At 59.8% G+C, this 15,393-nt stretch carries 11 protein-coding genes; all 11 read right to left on the bottom strand.

Going from position 1 to position 15,393, the window contains the following annotated elements; genetic code table 11:
• Window positions 1–5 precede the first annotated feature (5 nt).
• Window positions 6–2,405, bottom strand: coding sequence for a 3-hydroxyacyl-CoA dehydrogenase/enoyl-CoA hydratase family protein (locus WBK19_RS00365; protein WP_511285879.1), 2,400 nt, complete (start codon window positions 2,403–2,405; stop codon window positions 6–8).
• 158 nt (window positions 2,406–2,563) lie between these two features.
• Window positions 2,564–3,847, bottom strand: coding sequence for an OmpP1/FadL family transporter (locus WBK19_RS00360; RefSeq protein WP_511285877.1), 1,284 nt, complete (start codon window positions 3,845–3,847; stop codon window positions 2,564–2,566).
• Window positions 3,848–3,980: 133 nt separating this feature from the next.
• Window positions 3,981–5,882 carry a 3-hydroxyacyl-CoA dehydrogenase NAD-binding domain-containing protein gene (locus tag WBK19_RS00355; protein WP_511285875.1) on the bottom strand — a complete coding sequence of 634 codons (1,902 nt, stop codon included), beginning with the start codon at window positions 5,880–5,882 and terminating at the stop codon, window positions 3,981–3,983.
• 61 nt (window positions 5,883–5,943) lie between these two features.
• Window positions 5,944–7,227, bottom strand: coding sequence for an acetyl-CoA C-acetyltransferase (locus WBK19_RS00350; protein ID WP_511285873.1), 1,284 nt, complete (start codon window positions 7,225–7,227; stop codon window positions 5,944–5,946).
• A gap of 2 nt (window positions 7,228–7,229) precedes the next feature.
• Window positions 7,230–9,584 carry an acyl-CoA dehydrogenase gene (locus WBK19_RS00345; RefSeq protein ID WP_511285871.1) on the bottom strand — a complete coding sequence of 785 codons (2,355 nt, stop codon included), beginning with the start codon at window positions 9,582–9,584 and terminating at the stop codon, window positions 7,230–7,232.
• Between the two features lie 61 nt (window positions 9,585–9,645).
• Entirely contained in the window at window positions 9,646–10,305 is a 660-nt protein-coding gene (locus tag WBK19_RS00340; RefSeq protein WP_226498357.1) for a TetR/AcrR family transcriptional regulator, read from the bottom strand.
• 83 nt (window positions 10,306–10,388) lie between these two features.
• Window positions 10,389–13,409: a bifunctional diguanylate cyclase/phosphodiesterase gene (locus tag WBK19_RS00335; protein ID WP_511285869.1), complete on the bottom strand. Its 3,021-nt coding sequence runs from the start codon at window positions 13,407–13,409 to the stop codon at window positions 10,389–10,391.
• A gap of 51 nt (window positions 13,410–13,460) precedes the next feature.
• Window positions 13,461–14,018, bottom strand: a complete 558-nt coding sequence (locus tag WBK19_RS00330; protein ID WP_511285867.1) for a dihydrofolate reductase — start codon at window positions 14,016–14,018, stop codon at window positions 13,461–13,463.
• Complete coding sequence (locus WBK19_RS00325) at window positions 13,997–14,380, bottom strand: dihydroneopterin aldolase (RefSeq protein ID WP_511285865.1); 384 nt, start codon at window positions 14,378–14,380, stop codon at window positions 13,997–13,999. Before WBK19_RS00325 ends, WBK19_RS00330 begins: the two co-directional genes overlap by 22 nt.
• 121 nt (window positions 14,381–14,501) lie before the next feature.
• Window positions 14,502–14,903, bottom strand: coding sequence for a hypothetical protein (locus WBK19_RS00320; RefSeq protein ID WP_511285863.1), 402 nt, complete (start codon window positions 14,901–14,903; stop codon window positions 14,502–14,504).
• A 36-nt stretch (window positions 14,904–14,939) separates the two neighbouring features.
• On the bottom strand, window positions 14,940–15,149 hold the full coding sequence (locus tag WBK19_RS00315; RefSeq protein WP_511285861.1) for a hypothetical protein: 210 nt from the start codon (window positions 15,147–15,149) through the stop codon (window positions 14,940–14,942).
• Between the last annotated feature and the right edge of the window lie 244 nt (window positions 15,150–15,393).

The following is a 15,393-nucleotide window of genomic DNA, read 5'->3' as shown; positions in this document are numbered from 1 at the left end:
CCCGATTAATTACGCAAAGGCTTGCCGGTTTCCAGCATGTGCTTGATCCGGGCTTGGGTCATGGGGTCTTTCAACAGTTCGACGAACAGCCGACGCTCGACAGTGATCAGCCATTCTTCATCGACCAGGCTGCCGGTTTCGATTTCACCGCCGCACAGGGCGATGGCTGCGAACTTGGCGACCTTGTAGTCGTGAGCGGAAATCATGCCGCCTTCCTTCATGTTCACCAGCATCATTTCCAGCGTCGCGATGCCGTTCTTGCCGGCGACCGGGATGGCGCGGGCTTTCGGCGGCAGCGCGTAGCCGGCCTCGGCCATGGCCCGTGCCTCGCGAATCGCCACGAAGAGCAGCTCATTGGCGTTGAACAGGATGGTGTCGGACGGCTTGGCAAAGCCATAATCGACGGCCTCGACGGCACTTTTCGCCACCTTGGCCATGGCAATGGTCATGAAGGCGTTTTGCAGGTAATTGAAAACTTCGCCGGGCACGTTCGACTGGGCCGCCCACTCGCCAGCACGCACGGCGAATTCCTTGCAGCCGCCGCCAGCCGGAATCAGCCCGACCCCGGCTTCAACCAGCCCGACGTAGCTTTCGAGCGCCATGACGCGCTTGCCGGCATGCATGACAAACTCGCACCCTCCGCCCAGCGCCATGCCCTGCACGGCCGCAACCACGGGGACCTGGGCGTATTTGAGCGTTTGCGAAGCACGCTGGAATTTCTCGACGGTCTGTTCGAGCAGATCGAACTGGCCGGCGCCAATAGCTTCCGTCACCTGCGCCAGATTGGCACCGACGGCAAACGGTGCTTCGTGCCAGATCACCACGCCATCAAGGGTCGTTTCGGCCTGACGCACGGCAGCGATCACGCCGTCAAGGACTTCGTCGCCGATGGTGTGCATCTTCGACTTGATCGACAGGATGCCGATACCTGCATCGACCGCCGGCAGTTTCCACAAGCGAACGCCGTCATTCTCGAACAAGGTTTCGCCGGACTTTTCGGGCGTCGCACCGCCCTCGCCGAGAACACGCTCGGGGAAGAGTTGGCGCTGATAGACGGGGAGCGTCGAACGGGCCACATAGGCATTCTTGCTGGCCGAGTACGAACCCTGCGCCGTATGCACACCGGTCCGCCCCGCTTCCAGCACCCAGGCCGGCAACGGTGTGGGGCTCATGCTCTTGCCGGCCTTGATGTCATTGGCGATGGCCTGCGCGATGTCGTTCCAGCCCGCGGCTTGCCAGGTCTCGAACGGCCCCTGCGCCCAGCCGAAACCCCAGCGCATGGCGAAATCGAGATCGCGGGCGTTGTCGGCGACGTTTTCAAGTTGCACGGCAGCGTAGTGGAAAATATCGCGGAAAATGGCCCACAGGAATTCGGCCTGCGGGTGCGCCGAGGCGCGCAAGGCGGCGAACTTTTCGGCCGGGTTTCTCATCTTCAGGATGGCAGCAACCTCCTCAGCCACTTCGCCAGCCGATTTGCGGTAATCCTGCGCCTTCAGGTCGAGCACCTGGATTTCCTTGCCCTGCTTGCGGAAGATGCCGCAACGGGTTTTCTGACCCAGCGCGCCTTGGGAAATCAGTGCCTGCAGCCAGGCCGGATTGGTGAAATGGGCATGCCACGGATCGTTGGGCAGCGTGTCCTGCATGGTCTTGACGACGTGAGCCAGCGTATCGAGGCCGACGACGTCGGCGGTGCGATAGGTGGCGCTCTTCGGGCGGCCGATCTTCGGGCCGGTCAGCGCGTCAACTTCGTCGAAACCAAGGCCAAAGGCCTCGGTGTGATGCATGACGGCGAGAATCGACATGACGCCGATGCGGTTGGCAACAAAGTTCGGCGTATCGAGCGCGCGGATAACACCCTTGCCAAGGCGCGAAGTCAGCCAGGTTTCGAGTGCATCCAGCGTGCTGCCATCAGTGCTCTGCGTGCCGATGATCTCGACCAGGTGCATGTAGCGCGGCGGGTTGAAAAAGTGGATGCCGCAGAAGCGCGGCCGGACGGCTTCCGGCAGCCCCTGGGCCAGTGCGTTCATCGACAGGCCAGAGGTATTAGAGGCGATGATCGCATTCGGCGCGAGATGCGGCGCGATCTTGGCGTAGAGGTCGTTTTTCCAGTCCATGCGCTCGGCGATGGCTTCGATGACCAGATCACACTCGGCGAGCAGCGGCAGGTGCTCGTCGTAATTGGCTGCATCAATGAACTTCAGCTTGCCCTTGCTGGCCAGCGGCGCCGGGTCGAGCTTCTTGAGGCCGTCGAGGGCCTTCTTGACTACGCCGTTCTTGTCGCCTTCCCTGGCCGGCAGGTCGAACAGCACGACCGGCACGTTGGCGTTGGCGAGGTGCGCGGCAATCTGCGCCCCCATGACGCCAGCGCCAAGTACCGCTGCTTTCTTCACGATCAACTTGTTCAATTGCATCTCCTTTTAAGTCTTTTATTTTTCCGCTTCGTTATTATAAAACGAACGTTTGAATTATAGAACAAGGGCTTCCACGGTCAACCGGTGTTTTGGCCTAAATCCAAAAAAACCCCGGTCTGGCCGGGGACGAAATAGGCAAGGATTTTTCGCGCTCAGAAGTTGTAGTTAAGCTGCAAACCGAGGCTATTGACGCTGGTCTTGAAGTCGCCGCGAACAACCTGACGCGTCGTGCCGGCCGGAAAATCGACCGCACGAGCGGTATCGGCACTGGCAAAGAAGATGTGGGTATAACCCATATCCACCGACGCCGCCTTGGACAACTGGTAGCGAGCACCGATGGACAACCAAGTGCGGTCAGAGTCCGGCAGGGTCATGGTACGGTCGGCCGCCGACTTGACGGGCGATTTGTCGTAGGCCACGCCGAACTTCAGTTTCCATGTCTCATTCAACTGATAGTTACCACCCAGACCAATGCGCCACGTATCCTGGAAGTTGTAGCTCAGCTCGCTCAGGTTGGCGCCCGTCGCCTTGTTTTTCAACTGAATGGTGTTGATGACACTCCAGTTGGTCCAGGTGAAATCAGCCAGCACCTCCAGACGATCGCCCACTTTCTGCGACAAGGCCAATGAGGCCGTGGCAGGTGTCTTCAGAACTGCCGTAATTTCGGTGTTGGCCAGCAGGGGGCTGCCAAAGCCGGTCACAGTCGTCCTTTGATCGCCTTCCAGATCGAACTCAAGCTCCGAGCGATAGGTCACGCCGATGCGGGTCGTTGGCGTAATCTGGAACATGGCACCTAGGTTATAGCCAACTGCCCAGGCATCGCCCTCGACATCCAGCTGATTTTCGGTAGCTGCAGCCCCGAGAAAGGCCAGGCCCTGTTTGAAGTGCGTCGCGTTGTAGGCGAAATTGATACCGCCACCCAGGGACACCATGTCGTTAACCTTGTAGGCAATCGACGGATTGACGTTGATCTGTTCGATGTTGGCGTAAAAGCCTGCATTGCGACCAACAAAACTGAAATCATATTCGCTGACATTGCCGAAAGTCGGCGACACACCAAGACCGACCGACAAATTGGAGTTTACCGAATAGGCCCAGTAGCCAAAGGGGATGAATGAAACGCCGCCGGCGTCACCGCCATCCGTCGTACCCAGGGGAAAACCGGCAGTAGAAGTCGAGCCGGTATCCGAAAATTTGATCGAACGATGCAGAATCGTTCCGCCCATGGCAACGTTGTGCCCCTTCGGCAGATAAGTCATGCCGGCCGGATTCCACATTACCGTGCCGGCATCTTCGGCCGCTGCAGCAGCACCGGCAAACGCATTACCGTTCCCGGAACCCGTCTGGTTCTGTAACTGGAAGCCGGCAGCAGCAGCACTGCCGGAAAAAGCGATTGCGATGAGCGCCGGTATAAGGCGCAGCTTGGTTTTGTTCATTGATTTGTCTCCTGTTTTGTTATGTTGGGAGGAAATCTCCCGTTACTTCTGCTGCGATTAAATCCCAAACATGTGAGTGAAACACCGTTTGAAATGAATTATTTCAAACGTTCGTTGGAAATAAACAACACTCTTATTCCTGTCCATGCCGAAAGAGCATCGGGCCACCGGTGAAGGGCGCAAATCCGGTGCCAAATATTACGCCAGCATCAGCGAGCTCAGCATCTGCAACCACACCGTCGGCAACCAGTCTTTCCACCCGGTCGATCAGCGGCATGACCAAGCGTTCAGCCAAACCGTCGGGAACGCTGCTGGCGGGTGCCTTGGCTGCCTTGCCGGACGACCAGTCATAGAAGCCCTGTCCGCTCTTCTTGCCGAGCTGGCCTTTGTCGACACGTTCGATCAGGCTACGTGGCGCGTCGGCGCCACCGGCCAGTTGCTTGCCGGCGGCCATGGCGATGTCGAGGCCGACGGTGTCGGCCAGTTCGATCGGCCCCATCGGCATACCGAAGGCGAGCATGGCTTCGTCGACTGTTTCCGGCGAAACGCCCTCGTCGAGCGCGCGCATCGCGGCCAGCATGTAAGGCGCGAGCACGGCGTTGACCAGGAAGCCAGGCTCGCTCTTGACCGGCAGCGGCAGTTTGTCGATCTGCTTCACGAAGGCGCAGGCGGCCTGCACGGCGGCGGGATCGGCGCCCTCGGCTTCGACGACTTCGACCAGCGGCATCATGGCCACCGGGTTGAAGAAGTGGATGCCGACCAGGCGCTCCGGCCGGGTGAGCGCGGTGCGCAGGTCTTCAAGCTTGAGGCTGGAGGTGTTGGTGGCGAGTACGGCCCCTGCTTTCATCCGCGGTTCGAGCGACTTGAACAACGCGTGCTTGGCCTCAACGTTTTCGAAGATGGCTTCGATGACGACATCGGCGTGGGCGACACCGTCGCCATTCGGGTCGGGAATCAGGCGGTCGAAAGCGTCGCGAATCTTGAGCGGCTCGCGCAGGCGCTTGGTGAACAAGGCGTGGGCGCGCTTGAGAGCCGGGGCGATGCGCTCCAGCGTCTGGTCCTGCAGCGTCACGGTCATGCCGCGCAGGGCGCACCAGGCGGCAATGTCGCCGCCCATGACGCCGGCGCCGATGACGTGGACGCGTTTGGCCTTGAAATCAGACGACTTGCCGAAGCCCTTGAGCCGTTCCTGCAGGTGATAGACGCGGACCAGATTGCGTGCCGTCGGCGAAGTGATGATGCGGTCGATGATCTCCGGCGCGGCCAGCGCATTGCCGTCGTGCTTCTGCCACAGGTCGATGATGGCGTAGGGCGCCGGGTAGTGTTCCGGGCGCGCCTTTTTCGCCACCTGCTTGCGGGCGCCGTTGGCAACGACCGATTTGAGCGGACCGTTGAGCAAGCGTTGCATGAAAGGCTGCGGCCGGCGCGGCTGGCCGGAGAGCAACAGTTGGCGGGCGGCCATTTCCATGACGCGCGGTGGCACGCAATCATCGGCCAGCCCCATCTTTTTAGCGCGCTTGGCGTCGATGGTCTTGCCGGTCAACATCATGTCGAGCGCGGCAGCCGGGCCGACGCGCTTGGGTAGCCGTAGCATGCCGCCCCAGCCCGGGAAGATACCGAGCATGACTTCGGGCAGGCCCATCTTGGTGCCGGATTCATCGACCGCCAGCAAATAGCGGCAGGCCAGCGCCAGTTCCAGACCACCGCCCAAGCAGTGGCCACGGACCAGCGCCAGCGTCGGGTACGGCACGGCGGCCAGCCGGTTGAACAGATTCCAGCCACGCGTCACGAGCGCCCTGCCCTTGTCGGCAGAATCGAGTTGCGAGAATTCCTCGATGTCGGCGCCAGCGATGAAACCTGCTTCCTTGCCGGAACGGACGATCAGGCCCTTGGGCGGCTGCTTGTCGAGTTGGTCGAGGATGTCGCCGAACTCAGCCATGACTTCGGCTGACAGCGAATTGGCCGATTCGCCGGCCTTGTCGAAGACGGCGACGACGATGCCGCTTTCTTCCTTGATCAGTTGCCAGTGCTTCATGCGCCGATCTCCCTCGTTGCTACGGTCAACCGGAAAAAATGCCCAAAATTGAAAATATTTTTCATAGCGATTCAACCAGCATGGCGCCGCCCAGGCCGCCCCCGATGCAAATGGTGGCAATCCCGCGTTTGGCCTTGTTCCGCCGCAGCACATGCAGCAGATGCAGCACGATGCGCGCCCCCGAGGCGCCGACCGGGTGGCCGATGGCGATGGCACCACCGTCGACGTTGAGCTTGTCGTCATCCAGGCTCCCCAGGGCGCCCGGCAGGTCAAGCTGTTCGCGGCAATATTCGTCGGATTTCCACGCCGCCAGACAGCCAATGACTTGCGCCGCAAAAGCTTCGTTGAGTTCCCAGTAATCGATATCGTTGAGGCCCAGGCCGTGGCGTTGCAGGATCGGTGTCGTGGCATGCACCGGGCCGAGGCCCATCAGCGCCGGGTCGAGGCCGGCCCATTCGCTGTCGACGATCTTGCCGATGGGCTTGAGGCCCCATTTCTGCACGGCCTCTTCCGAAGCGAGGATCACCCACGCGGCGCCGTCGGTGATCTGCGAGCTGTTGGCCGCCGTGATGTTGCCGTATTTCTTGTCGAAGAAAGGCTTCAGTTTGGCCATGCCGGCCATGCTGGCATCGGCGCGCACGCCGTCGTCTTCGGCGTAAACCTTGCCTTGGCCATCAACGACCGGGACGATCTCGCCGTAGTAGCCGGCCGCCCGGGCCGACATCGCCTTCAAATGGCTTTTGACGGCGAACTCGTCCATCTGCTGGCGGTTGATGCCGAATTTCCAGGCGATATTTTCCGCGGTCTGGCCCATGAGCAGGCCCACGACCGGATCAGTCAGGCCCTTCATCAAGCCAATGACCGGCTTGAGCAACTCGGCCAGCGGCAATTTCAAAAAATGGCCGATTTTCTGGTTGACCGTACGCAAGCTCATCATGCCTGCGAACCAGCGCACCATGGCGTCCGAATAGAGCAGCGGCGCCCGTGACAGCGCATCGACACCGCCGGCCAGCACCAGATCGGAACGCCCGCCCTGGATATTGGCGATGGCCGAGTCGATGGCCTGCATGCCCGAGGCGCAGTTGCGCATCACCGTCCAGCCCGGCACCTTGTTGCCGCAGCCGAGGCGCAGGGCGACCATGCGGCCGATGTTGGTTTCGTCCGGCGAGGGCGCGGCGCAGCCGAGGATGACTTCGTCGAGATCGCTCGGTTCAAACGGCTGGCGTAGCAGCAAAGCCCGGCCGGCCTGGGTGGCGAGGTCTGACGCAGAAAAAACGCCCGGCCCTTTCTGGGCTTTGAGGAACGGCGACCGGGCACCATCGACGACGTAAATGGTTTTGCTCATGCTCATGCCGCCATCCGGCATTCGGCCGACTTGTTGGCCGTGGCGACGCCAAAGTCGAACGGGAAATCATCGACATGCACAACGATGTCGCGCAGGTGATTGCGCTTCTTCATGATTTCGTAATCGGCGGCGGAAATCACGCCAGCCTCGAAGGCGACAATGGCGATATCACGGACATTGGCCAACGGATTGTTGTCGAACTGCCCATCCTTTTCGGCTGCGCGAATCCGGGCTTCAATCGGCTCGGCGAGCAGCGTTGCCTGCAAAGCCAACTCGATGGCACCAACCGGTTCGGTCTCGACCAGTGGCAGATAACATTCGGCAGTCAGCCGGTCGCGGGTGGCGGACGGCGAGATCAAGGCCTTGGCCACCTGATGGCCAACCTCATCCGATGGAACGACATACGGATGGCCCCACGGGAAGATCGAGCGGTGCAGGAAAGCGGCGATGAAGCGGATCGGGAAGTTGGCGATGACGCCATCGAAGGCTTCCTGCGCCTTGTACATCGCATCCCAGATCGCCCAGTGGGCGAGCGGCGCATCTTCGATCTTGCGGCCTTCTTCCTCGTAGCGCTTGAGGGTGCAGGAAATCAGGTACATCTGGGCGAGGATGTCGCCGAGACGGGCCGACAACTTTTCGCGGCGCTTGACGCTGCCGCCCAGCACCAGCAGCGAAATATCGGCCATGAAGGCAAATGCCGCCGAGAAGCGCGTCAGTTGCTGGTAATAGCGCTTCATTTCCGGCGCCGTATCGACGTTGACCGCAGCAAAGTGTGAGCCGGTCATGCCCAGCCACAAGGCACGAATACCGTTCTTGATGGTGAAGCCGATATGGCCGAACAGCGCCTTGTCGAAATCGACCAGACCCTGCTTCTGGTCCGGGTTCTGCGCCGCCTGCATTTCCGGCAGCAAATAAGGATGGCAGCGGATGGCACCCTGGCCGAAGATGATCAGCGAGCGGGTCAAAATGTTGGCTCCCTCGACAGTGATGCCGATTGGTACCTGCTGATAGGCACGGCCCATGAAATTATTGGGGCCAAGGCAAATGCCCTTGCCGCCGATGACGTCCATGCCGTCATTGACCACCTGACGGGCGCGCTCGGTGACGTGGTATTTGGCAATAGCCGAAACGACCGACGGCTTCTCGCCGAGATCGACCGCGCCAGCCGTCATCTTGCGCACGGCGTCCATCATGTAGGTGTAGGCGCCGATGCGGGTCAGCGCTTCCTCGACGCCCTCGAACTTGCCGACGGCCATCTTGAACTGGCTGCGTACCCGTGCATAACCGCCGACGGCGCGTGCCGTCATCTGGGCCATGCCGGTGTTCGACGAAGGCAGCGAAATGGAACGGCCGGCGGCCAGACACTCCATCAACATCCGCCAGCCGTAGCCAGCCTTCTCCGGCCCGCCGATGATGAAATCGAGCGGCATGAACACGTCCTTGCCGCGCGTCGGGCCGTTCATGAACATGGCGTTGAGCGGAAAGTGACGGCGGCCGGTTTCGACGCCCGGATGGTCGTAAGGGACCAGCGCGCAGGTGATGCCGATGTGTTTCTTGTCGCCAAGCAGACCGTCCGGGTCATAGAGGTGGAAGGCCAGCCCGAACACCGTGCACACCGGGGCCAGCGTGATGTAACGCTTGTCCCAGCTGACGCGCATGCCGAGCACTTCCTTGCCCTGGTAGATGCCCTTGCAGACGACGCCGGCATCGGGAATCGACGCCGCATCGGAACCGGCCCACGGGCTGGTCAGCGCGAAGGCCGGCACTTCGATGCCCTTGGCCAGACGCGGCAGGTAGTGGTTTTTCTGTGCATCGGTACCGTAGTGCAGCAGCAGTTCAGCCGGGCCGAGCGAGTTGGGCACCATGACGGAAACCGACAGCGCGGATGAACGCGTCGACAGCTTGGTCACCACCTGCGAATGGGCGTAGGCCGAAAACTCCAGCCCGCCGTATTTCTTCGGGATGATCATGCCGAGGAAGCCCTTGTCCTTGATGTAGCGCCAGGCTTCGGCCGGCAGGTCGTAGAGCTCTTGCGTGACTTTCCAGTCATCGACCAGACGGCAAGCTTCCTCGCATTCGTTGTCGAGAAAGGACTGCTCGGCCGGCGTCAGCTTCGGCTGCGGGTAGGCATGCAGTTTCTGCCAGTCCGGCTGGCCACGGAACAATTCCCCCTCCCACCAGACCGTACCCGCTTCGAGTGCGTCACGCTCGGTATCCGACATCTGCGGCAGCACCTTGCGGTAGGTGGAAAAAATGGGCCGGGTGATGATGCTTCGGCGTAATGGCCGAATCAGAATCAACCCGGCCAAAGCCACCAGGGCGACTGACCCGAGCAGAGGGATGAGGTTGTTGAACATGCTGTTGTCTCCTTTTATGTCTTTTTGATTTTGGTCTTTATTTCCGGTTGACCGTGGCAACCTAGAATTGAGGCAATGGGGCGCGCAGGCCACCAAGCAGGAAGGACATGAGGCGCGGTACCAGGCGATCCAGGCGATCGGTCGAATCCTCGTCCTCGATCTGCCAGTCGGTGACCAGACGCAAGGCATCGGTGCCGGCAATGGCATAGGAGGTGGCACCGAGCATGAAATGAAAGCGCCAGACGATCTCGGCTTTGGGCACCTCGGGCAGCGCCCTGAACAGCGCCTCCTTGTAGCGATCCATGACCGCCTGGTATTCGTGCGCCAGGAAAGCGCGAATGAATTCGGAAGGCTCGGTCAAGGTCCGGCCAAGCAGGCGCAGGAAGGTCATTCCGCCGCGGTTTTCATCCCCTGCCATGCGCAAAAGCGTTCCGAAGAATGCATCGACAATCGCTGATGGCTTGACCGGCTGGCCAGCCGCCTCAACTTCCAGCGCATCCAGCACGCGCATGCGCTCTTCGTTGAGCCAGTCAAGGCGGCGCCGGAAAACTTCCTGCATCAAGGACTCTTTCGAGCCGAAGTGATAATTGACTGCAGCCAGATTGACGCCAGCCTCGCCGGTAATCTGGCGCATCGACGTGCCCTCGTAGCCATGTGCCATGAACAGGCGCTCGCCGGCATCGAGGATGCGCTCGCGAGTATCGACAGTACGGGTTTCCATGGGGAGTCTCCTTGTTATTATGATTCATACGTTCGTTTTAATCATAATAACAAGGTTCAGCCAATGCAAGCCTTTTCTGACTTTCAGGAATTGTGCTGTCGAATGAAGGCAATCGCCTCGGCGGCCGGCACCGGGCGGCTGAACAGATAGCCCTGCACCAGATCGCAGCCCCGGCTACGCAGGTATTCAAGCTGTTCGACGGTTTCGACCCCCTCCGCCACCACTTTCAGGCCCAGGTTGTGGGCCAGCCCGATAGTTGCATCGCAAATCACCGAGCCATCGGTGTCCTCGTCAATTTCCTCGACAAAGGAACGATCGAGCTTGAGGTGCTTGAGCGGGAACATGCGCAGGTAACCGAGCGACGAATAGCCGGTTCCGAAATCGTCGATGGCGACAACGATCCCCATGCTGTGCAGGATATCGAGGATACGCACGGTCTCCAGCGGCTGCTCCATGGCGACCGACTCGGTGATTTCGAAAATGAGGTCGGCCGGATTCAGGTTGTAGGCTTCAATGACACCCCGGGCCAGCACAGGCAGGTTGCCGTTGCGCATCTGGATGGCCGAAATATTGATGCCCATCTTGATACCGGAAAGCCCCGCCGCATAAAACTCGGCCAATTGCCGGCAGGCTGCCCACAAGACCCATTCACCGAGCGGCTGGATCAACCCGGTTTCCTCGGCAATGCCGATGAACGAACCCGGCGCCAGCAGTCCTCTCTCGGGATGCTGCCAGCGAACCAGCGCTTCAACCGCCGCCACCTTGCCGCTGGCCATCTCGATGATCGGCTGGAAATGCAGGCGAAACTCGTCGCGGGCAAGGGCCTGGCGCAGGGCATGCTCGGTTTTCAGCCTATCCAGCGCGACGTCGTTCATCTTGGCGTCGAAAAACTGGAAGTTGTTTCGACCGGCCGCCTTGGCGTGATACATGGCGGCATCGGCATTCTTCATCAAGGTCTCGCCATCGCAGCCATCGGTCGGGAAAATGGCGATGCCAATACTAGGCGAGGTATAGAGATCGAAGCCTCCGATCTGGCAGGAAACGCCAACGCTGGCAACCAGCTTTTCGGCAACCAGGGCCACCGAACTGGTGTGATCGACGCCGGACAGCATGATCACGAACTCGTCCCCACCCAACCGCGCCACCACGTCGCTATCCCGCACGCTCTCTCGCAGGCGTTTGGCCACTTCGATCAGCAGCTCATCGCCGATGTGATGCCCGAGCGTATCGTTGATCACCTTGAAGCGATCAAGATCGATGAACATCACAGCCACTCGTGCACCGTCGCGCCGCGCCGAAGCCAGCGCCTGATCCATCCGCCCCTTGAGGCTCAGGCGGTTGAGCAGGCCGGTCAGGACATCATGGTGGGCAATATGGTGCAGGCGCTCTTCTGTCGCCCGCTCAGTAGAGACATCGGTGAAGTGGGCGATGTGGTAGAGGATTTTCCCCTCGTCATCGCGAATGACCGAGATCGAAATCCACTTCGGGTAAATCCCTCCGTCCTTGCGTCGATCCCAGATTTCGCCCTGCCAGAAACCATTCCCGGTAATGTCTTCCCACATCCGGGCATACTCTTCGGGCGTCGTCCGCCCGGCCGAAAGAAAGCGCGGATTGCGCCCAGCAGCTTCTTCGGCGGAGTAACCGGTCAGGCGCGTGAACGCCGGGTTCACCGTGATGATGTTGTTATGAACGTCGGTAATCAGGATGGCCTCGCCGCTATACTGAACGGCACTGGCCAGCAACTGCATCTGCGCTTCCGTCTCGTGCTGGGTGCTTATATCCTGCGAGGTACCGATCAGCCGCAAGGGCTGGCCATCCTTGCCAAACTCGGTCTCCCAGCACTCCAGCACGTACTTGATCCGGCCGTCGGGCATTTCCAGACGATGTTTCAGGCTGTCCGGCTCGCGCCGGCCCACTGACTCCTTCAGCATCTTGTCGACGGTGGCGCGGTCCTCGGGATGAATCTGTACAAGAAATTCGTCGTACGGTGCCGCGCCCTCGACCCTCGGAATTTCAAAAATCCTGTAGAGCTCGTCGGAACAATCTACCCGCATGGTCGCCAGGTTGATCTCCCAGCTGCCGAGCTGGGCAATGCGCTGGGCGGCGTTCAGCCGTTCGCCATCGCGGCGTAAATTGATGGCCGCCGCCAACTCGCGCTGCCGGGCGCGAAACAATTCATAGAGCACGACAAACAAGCACCCAAGCAAGGCCGCGCCAAAGACACCCACGATGAATGTCCGCTGCCGCCACGAGGCCATCACATCGGATTCCGACAGGCCTGCCAACACATAGAACGGATAGTGTTCAAGCATCCGGTAGCCATACACCCGTTTGACGCCATCCGCCTGGGCAGTGAACTCCAGAACCCCCTGGTGCTGCCCTGCCTGAATGCCTTGATAGACCGGGTGAGATGTGGCAAGAGGTCGGTTGATTTCAGTCGGCACCGAGGGTTCCCGAAAAACCAGGGCATGGTTATCACTGCGCCGGATTGCGACGGCGCCTGAAGTGCCCAAACGAGAGCGATTGAACAGCTGGGCAAAATAATCAATTTCGACAGCCGCACTAAGCAGGCCGAGGAAGCGGCCGTCGGCAGCCCGGACGGCGCGCGCCACGGCAAACGAATCCCGGCCGGTAATACGCGACTTGACGACCTCTGAAAATACGATGGCATCCCCTTTTTCACTGCGGGACATCTCGAAATAGGATCGATCAAACAGATTCACATACTCCCCTCCTCCCGAGAGGTAGAGTACGTTTCCGTCAGCGTCGACTACCCGGAAGCCGGCAATTTCAGGGAATGCATGCTGCAAGCGCTCGAGCTTTTTCTCGATGTCAGAACGGAAACGGGATGCCGCCTCGGTATTCAGCGAGTCTTTCGGAACGCGTTCGGCCAGTTCGTCCAACGTCATGTCGATACGCCGCAAGGTGGCATCGAATCGCGCCTCGAGCAATTCCGACTGACTGGCGGCCACTGATCGAGCCTCGGCCCAGACCTCCTGATAGGCTGACCACAAGACATAGGCAAGCAGAATGAACCCGCCGACAGCCAAAGAAATCAAGGCGATCCACAGGTGATTCCCATAGCGGGCATTCTGTCCGGGCATTGTCTCCATATCTCGCCGCAGGTCAGCCAAGCTCTCGAATGACCATTCTGATCACACTGTATTCAAATTGCAATGAAGTGCCGGCAGCGGGTGCGGCCTGGGTTGCCGATATTGCAGGAAGCGACACCTTACATTCGTGCCGCTCCGCCTTTCGAGAAGCACCTCAACCGACTCTTCGTAGATAGGCCAATCGTCGACAGGGATTTCGGCCGGAAACAGTGAATCACCCGAAAACGCCCGCTCGATCCGGGTCAGATAGAAGCGATGACAATACGGCCAAGCTGCGGCGTAGACCGCTGCACCGCCAATGACAAAAACAGGCTTGCCGGTTGCCAACGCAGCCTGCAAGCCCTCCTCAACCGACGCCACACGGGTGCAGCCCGGGCGCAAAGCCAGATCAGGACGGTGGCTGACAATGAACGAATCGCTCGGCACCACATCCATCGATTCGTAAGTCAGGCGACCGATGACCAACGCTGCGCCCTCCACCATTTTCTCGAAGTAGGCCAGTTCCTCGGGAATATCCCAAGGCAACCATCCGTCCAGGCCAATCATGCCGTTGCTGGCAACAGCCCCGATGGCCGAGATCACCGTTTGCTCTTGGCCCACTGCTCACGCGTCAGCGAAAGTGAAATGGCTGGCGTCCCCTGTCCGTTATAGACATGCGGCTTGTGCATTGAGACACGGGCCGATGACACAATCGCCATGCCGAAAATCGCGTCCATGACCTCGAGAATGCTCGACTCCAGACATTCGCAGTGGGCGTTGCCCTCCAACTTGCGGATGGCCAGAAAGATCACTTCGTAGTCGACCACCTGACGAATATCATGCGGATCAGCCACGGCGCCCATCGGCGCCCAGGCATCGGCATGAACGAGCACCGCCTGCGGCCCATGTTTTTCGAGTGGATTGCAGCCGGTACGCAACTGAATGGTCGCATTGACCGAAGCGCACCAATGATTTTCAAGCACGGATCAGATTCCTTTTATGTCATTCGATATGGGTAAGGCACAACGATACCAAAGCTGACGCCGATGAACAGGCAAAAAAACAGGCGCCATAGCGCCCCGTTGTCGATCAACAAGTTTCGGCTCACGCCGTCACGTTGACCAAGGTTCCTGTCTGCTGACCTGATGTATTGACGACGGGAGCTGCGGTTGTCGCTGTGACCACCAGCGGCTCCGACTGAAGCACCTTGCTGATTTGTGTTTTCAGCTCACCGAGCTGACTCTGCACCTCGCCTACCGAGCTCTGTGTCGCCAGATTCAGTCTTGCCTGGCTGGCATCGCCCTGCGCCTGTCGGGACTGGACCTGCAACGAACGGGCACTCTCCTGTGCACGGTCGGCAACACTTTGCGCCGAGCGTGCCTGAGCCTGCAAGGCTGCGGCCTGCTGCTCAGCCTGATCAGCGTTTCGCCGCGCCTGTTGCAGCTGGAGTTGCGCCCAAAGCCCACCACTGGCTGATTGAGCGCCTGATGCCGACGATACTGCCATTTCGTCACCAATCGCCTGTTACGAACCTGTTTGTGCCTAAGCGGTCACGTTGACCAGTGTACCGGTCTCCTGTCCCTGTGCATTCTTGACCGGACGCGGCGGCTCTTCGCTACGCTCTACCCGCTCTTCCGGACGCGACTCACGTTTCTCGGCCTGTTGCACCTGCTGGGCCTGTGTACCCTGACTGCTCTGAGCACCCGTATTCGCATACGCATTGATGCTGGAAGTCACTGATTGAATATCCATTTCTTCACCTCACAACGAAAATTCCTGAACTAACTTTACACCATTCCGCAAAATATTCCAGAAGTATCCACTGCACCCCAAAGTAAAAAATCGACAATATTGACAACAATTTTGGGGTAGCAGGTAATTCAACATCACGGAGTGACGACCCAAAATTGGATTCCCTAGTTAATCAATAAGTTACAAACCACAAGTGCATCAAAATGCCCGACGTGGTGCCGCTGACTGAACTGAAAAAACGCGG

The sequence above is a fragment of the Azonexus sp. genome (genome assembly GCF_049652925.1).
Taxonomy (GTDB): Bacteria; Pseudomonadota; Gammaproteobacteria; order Burkholderiales; family Rhodocyclaceae; genus Azonexus.
The sequence above is the reverse complement of the archived record's forward strand: the minus strand, read 5'-3'. Positions and strand labels throughout refer to the sequence as shown.

Coding starts and splice junctions, on each gene's coding strand:
- WBK19_RS00360 (WP_511285877.1), bottom strand. CDS start 3,847: ATGAACAAAACCAAGCTGCGCCTTATACCGGCGCTCATCGCAATCGCT.
- WBK19_RS00355 (WP_511285875.1), bottom strand. CDS start 5,882: ATGAAGCACTGGCAACTGATCAAGGAAGAAAGCGGCATCGTCGTCGCC.
- WBK19_RS00350 (WP_511285873.1), bottom strand. CDS start 7,227: ATGAGCAAAACCATTTACGTCGTCGATGGTGCCCGGTCGCCGTTCCTC.
- WBK19_RS00345 (WP_511285871.1), bottom strand. CDS start 9,584: ATGTTCAACAACCTCATCCCTCTGCTCGGGTCAGTCGCCCTGGTGGCT.
- WBK19_RS00340 (WP_226498357.1), bottom strand. CDS start 10,305: ATGGAAACCCGTACTGTCGATACTCGCGAGCGCATCCTCGATGCCGGC.
- WBK19_RS00335 (WP_511285869.1), bottom strand. CDS start 13,409: ATGCCCGGACAGAATGCCCGCTATGGGAATCACCTGTGGATCGCCTTG.
- WBK19_RS00320 (WP_511285863.1), bottom strand. CDS start 14,903: ATGGCAGTATCGTCGGCATCAGGCGCTCAATCAGCCAGTGGTGGGCTT.
- WBK19_RS00315 (WP_511285861.1), bottom strand. CDS start 15,149: ATGGATATTCAATCAGTGACTTCCAGCATCAATGCGTATGCGAATACG.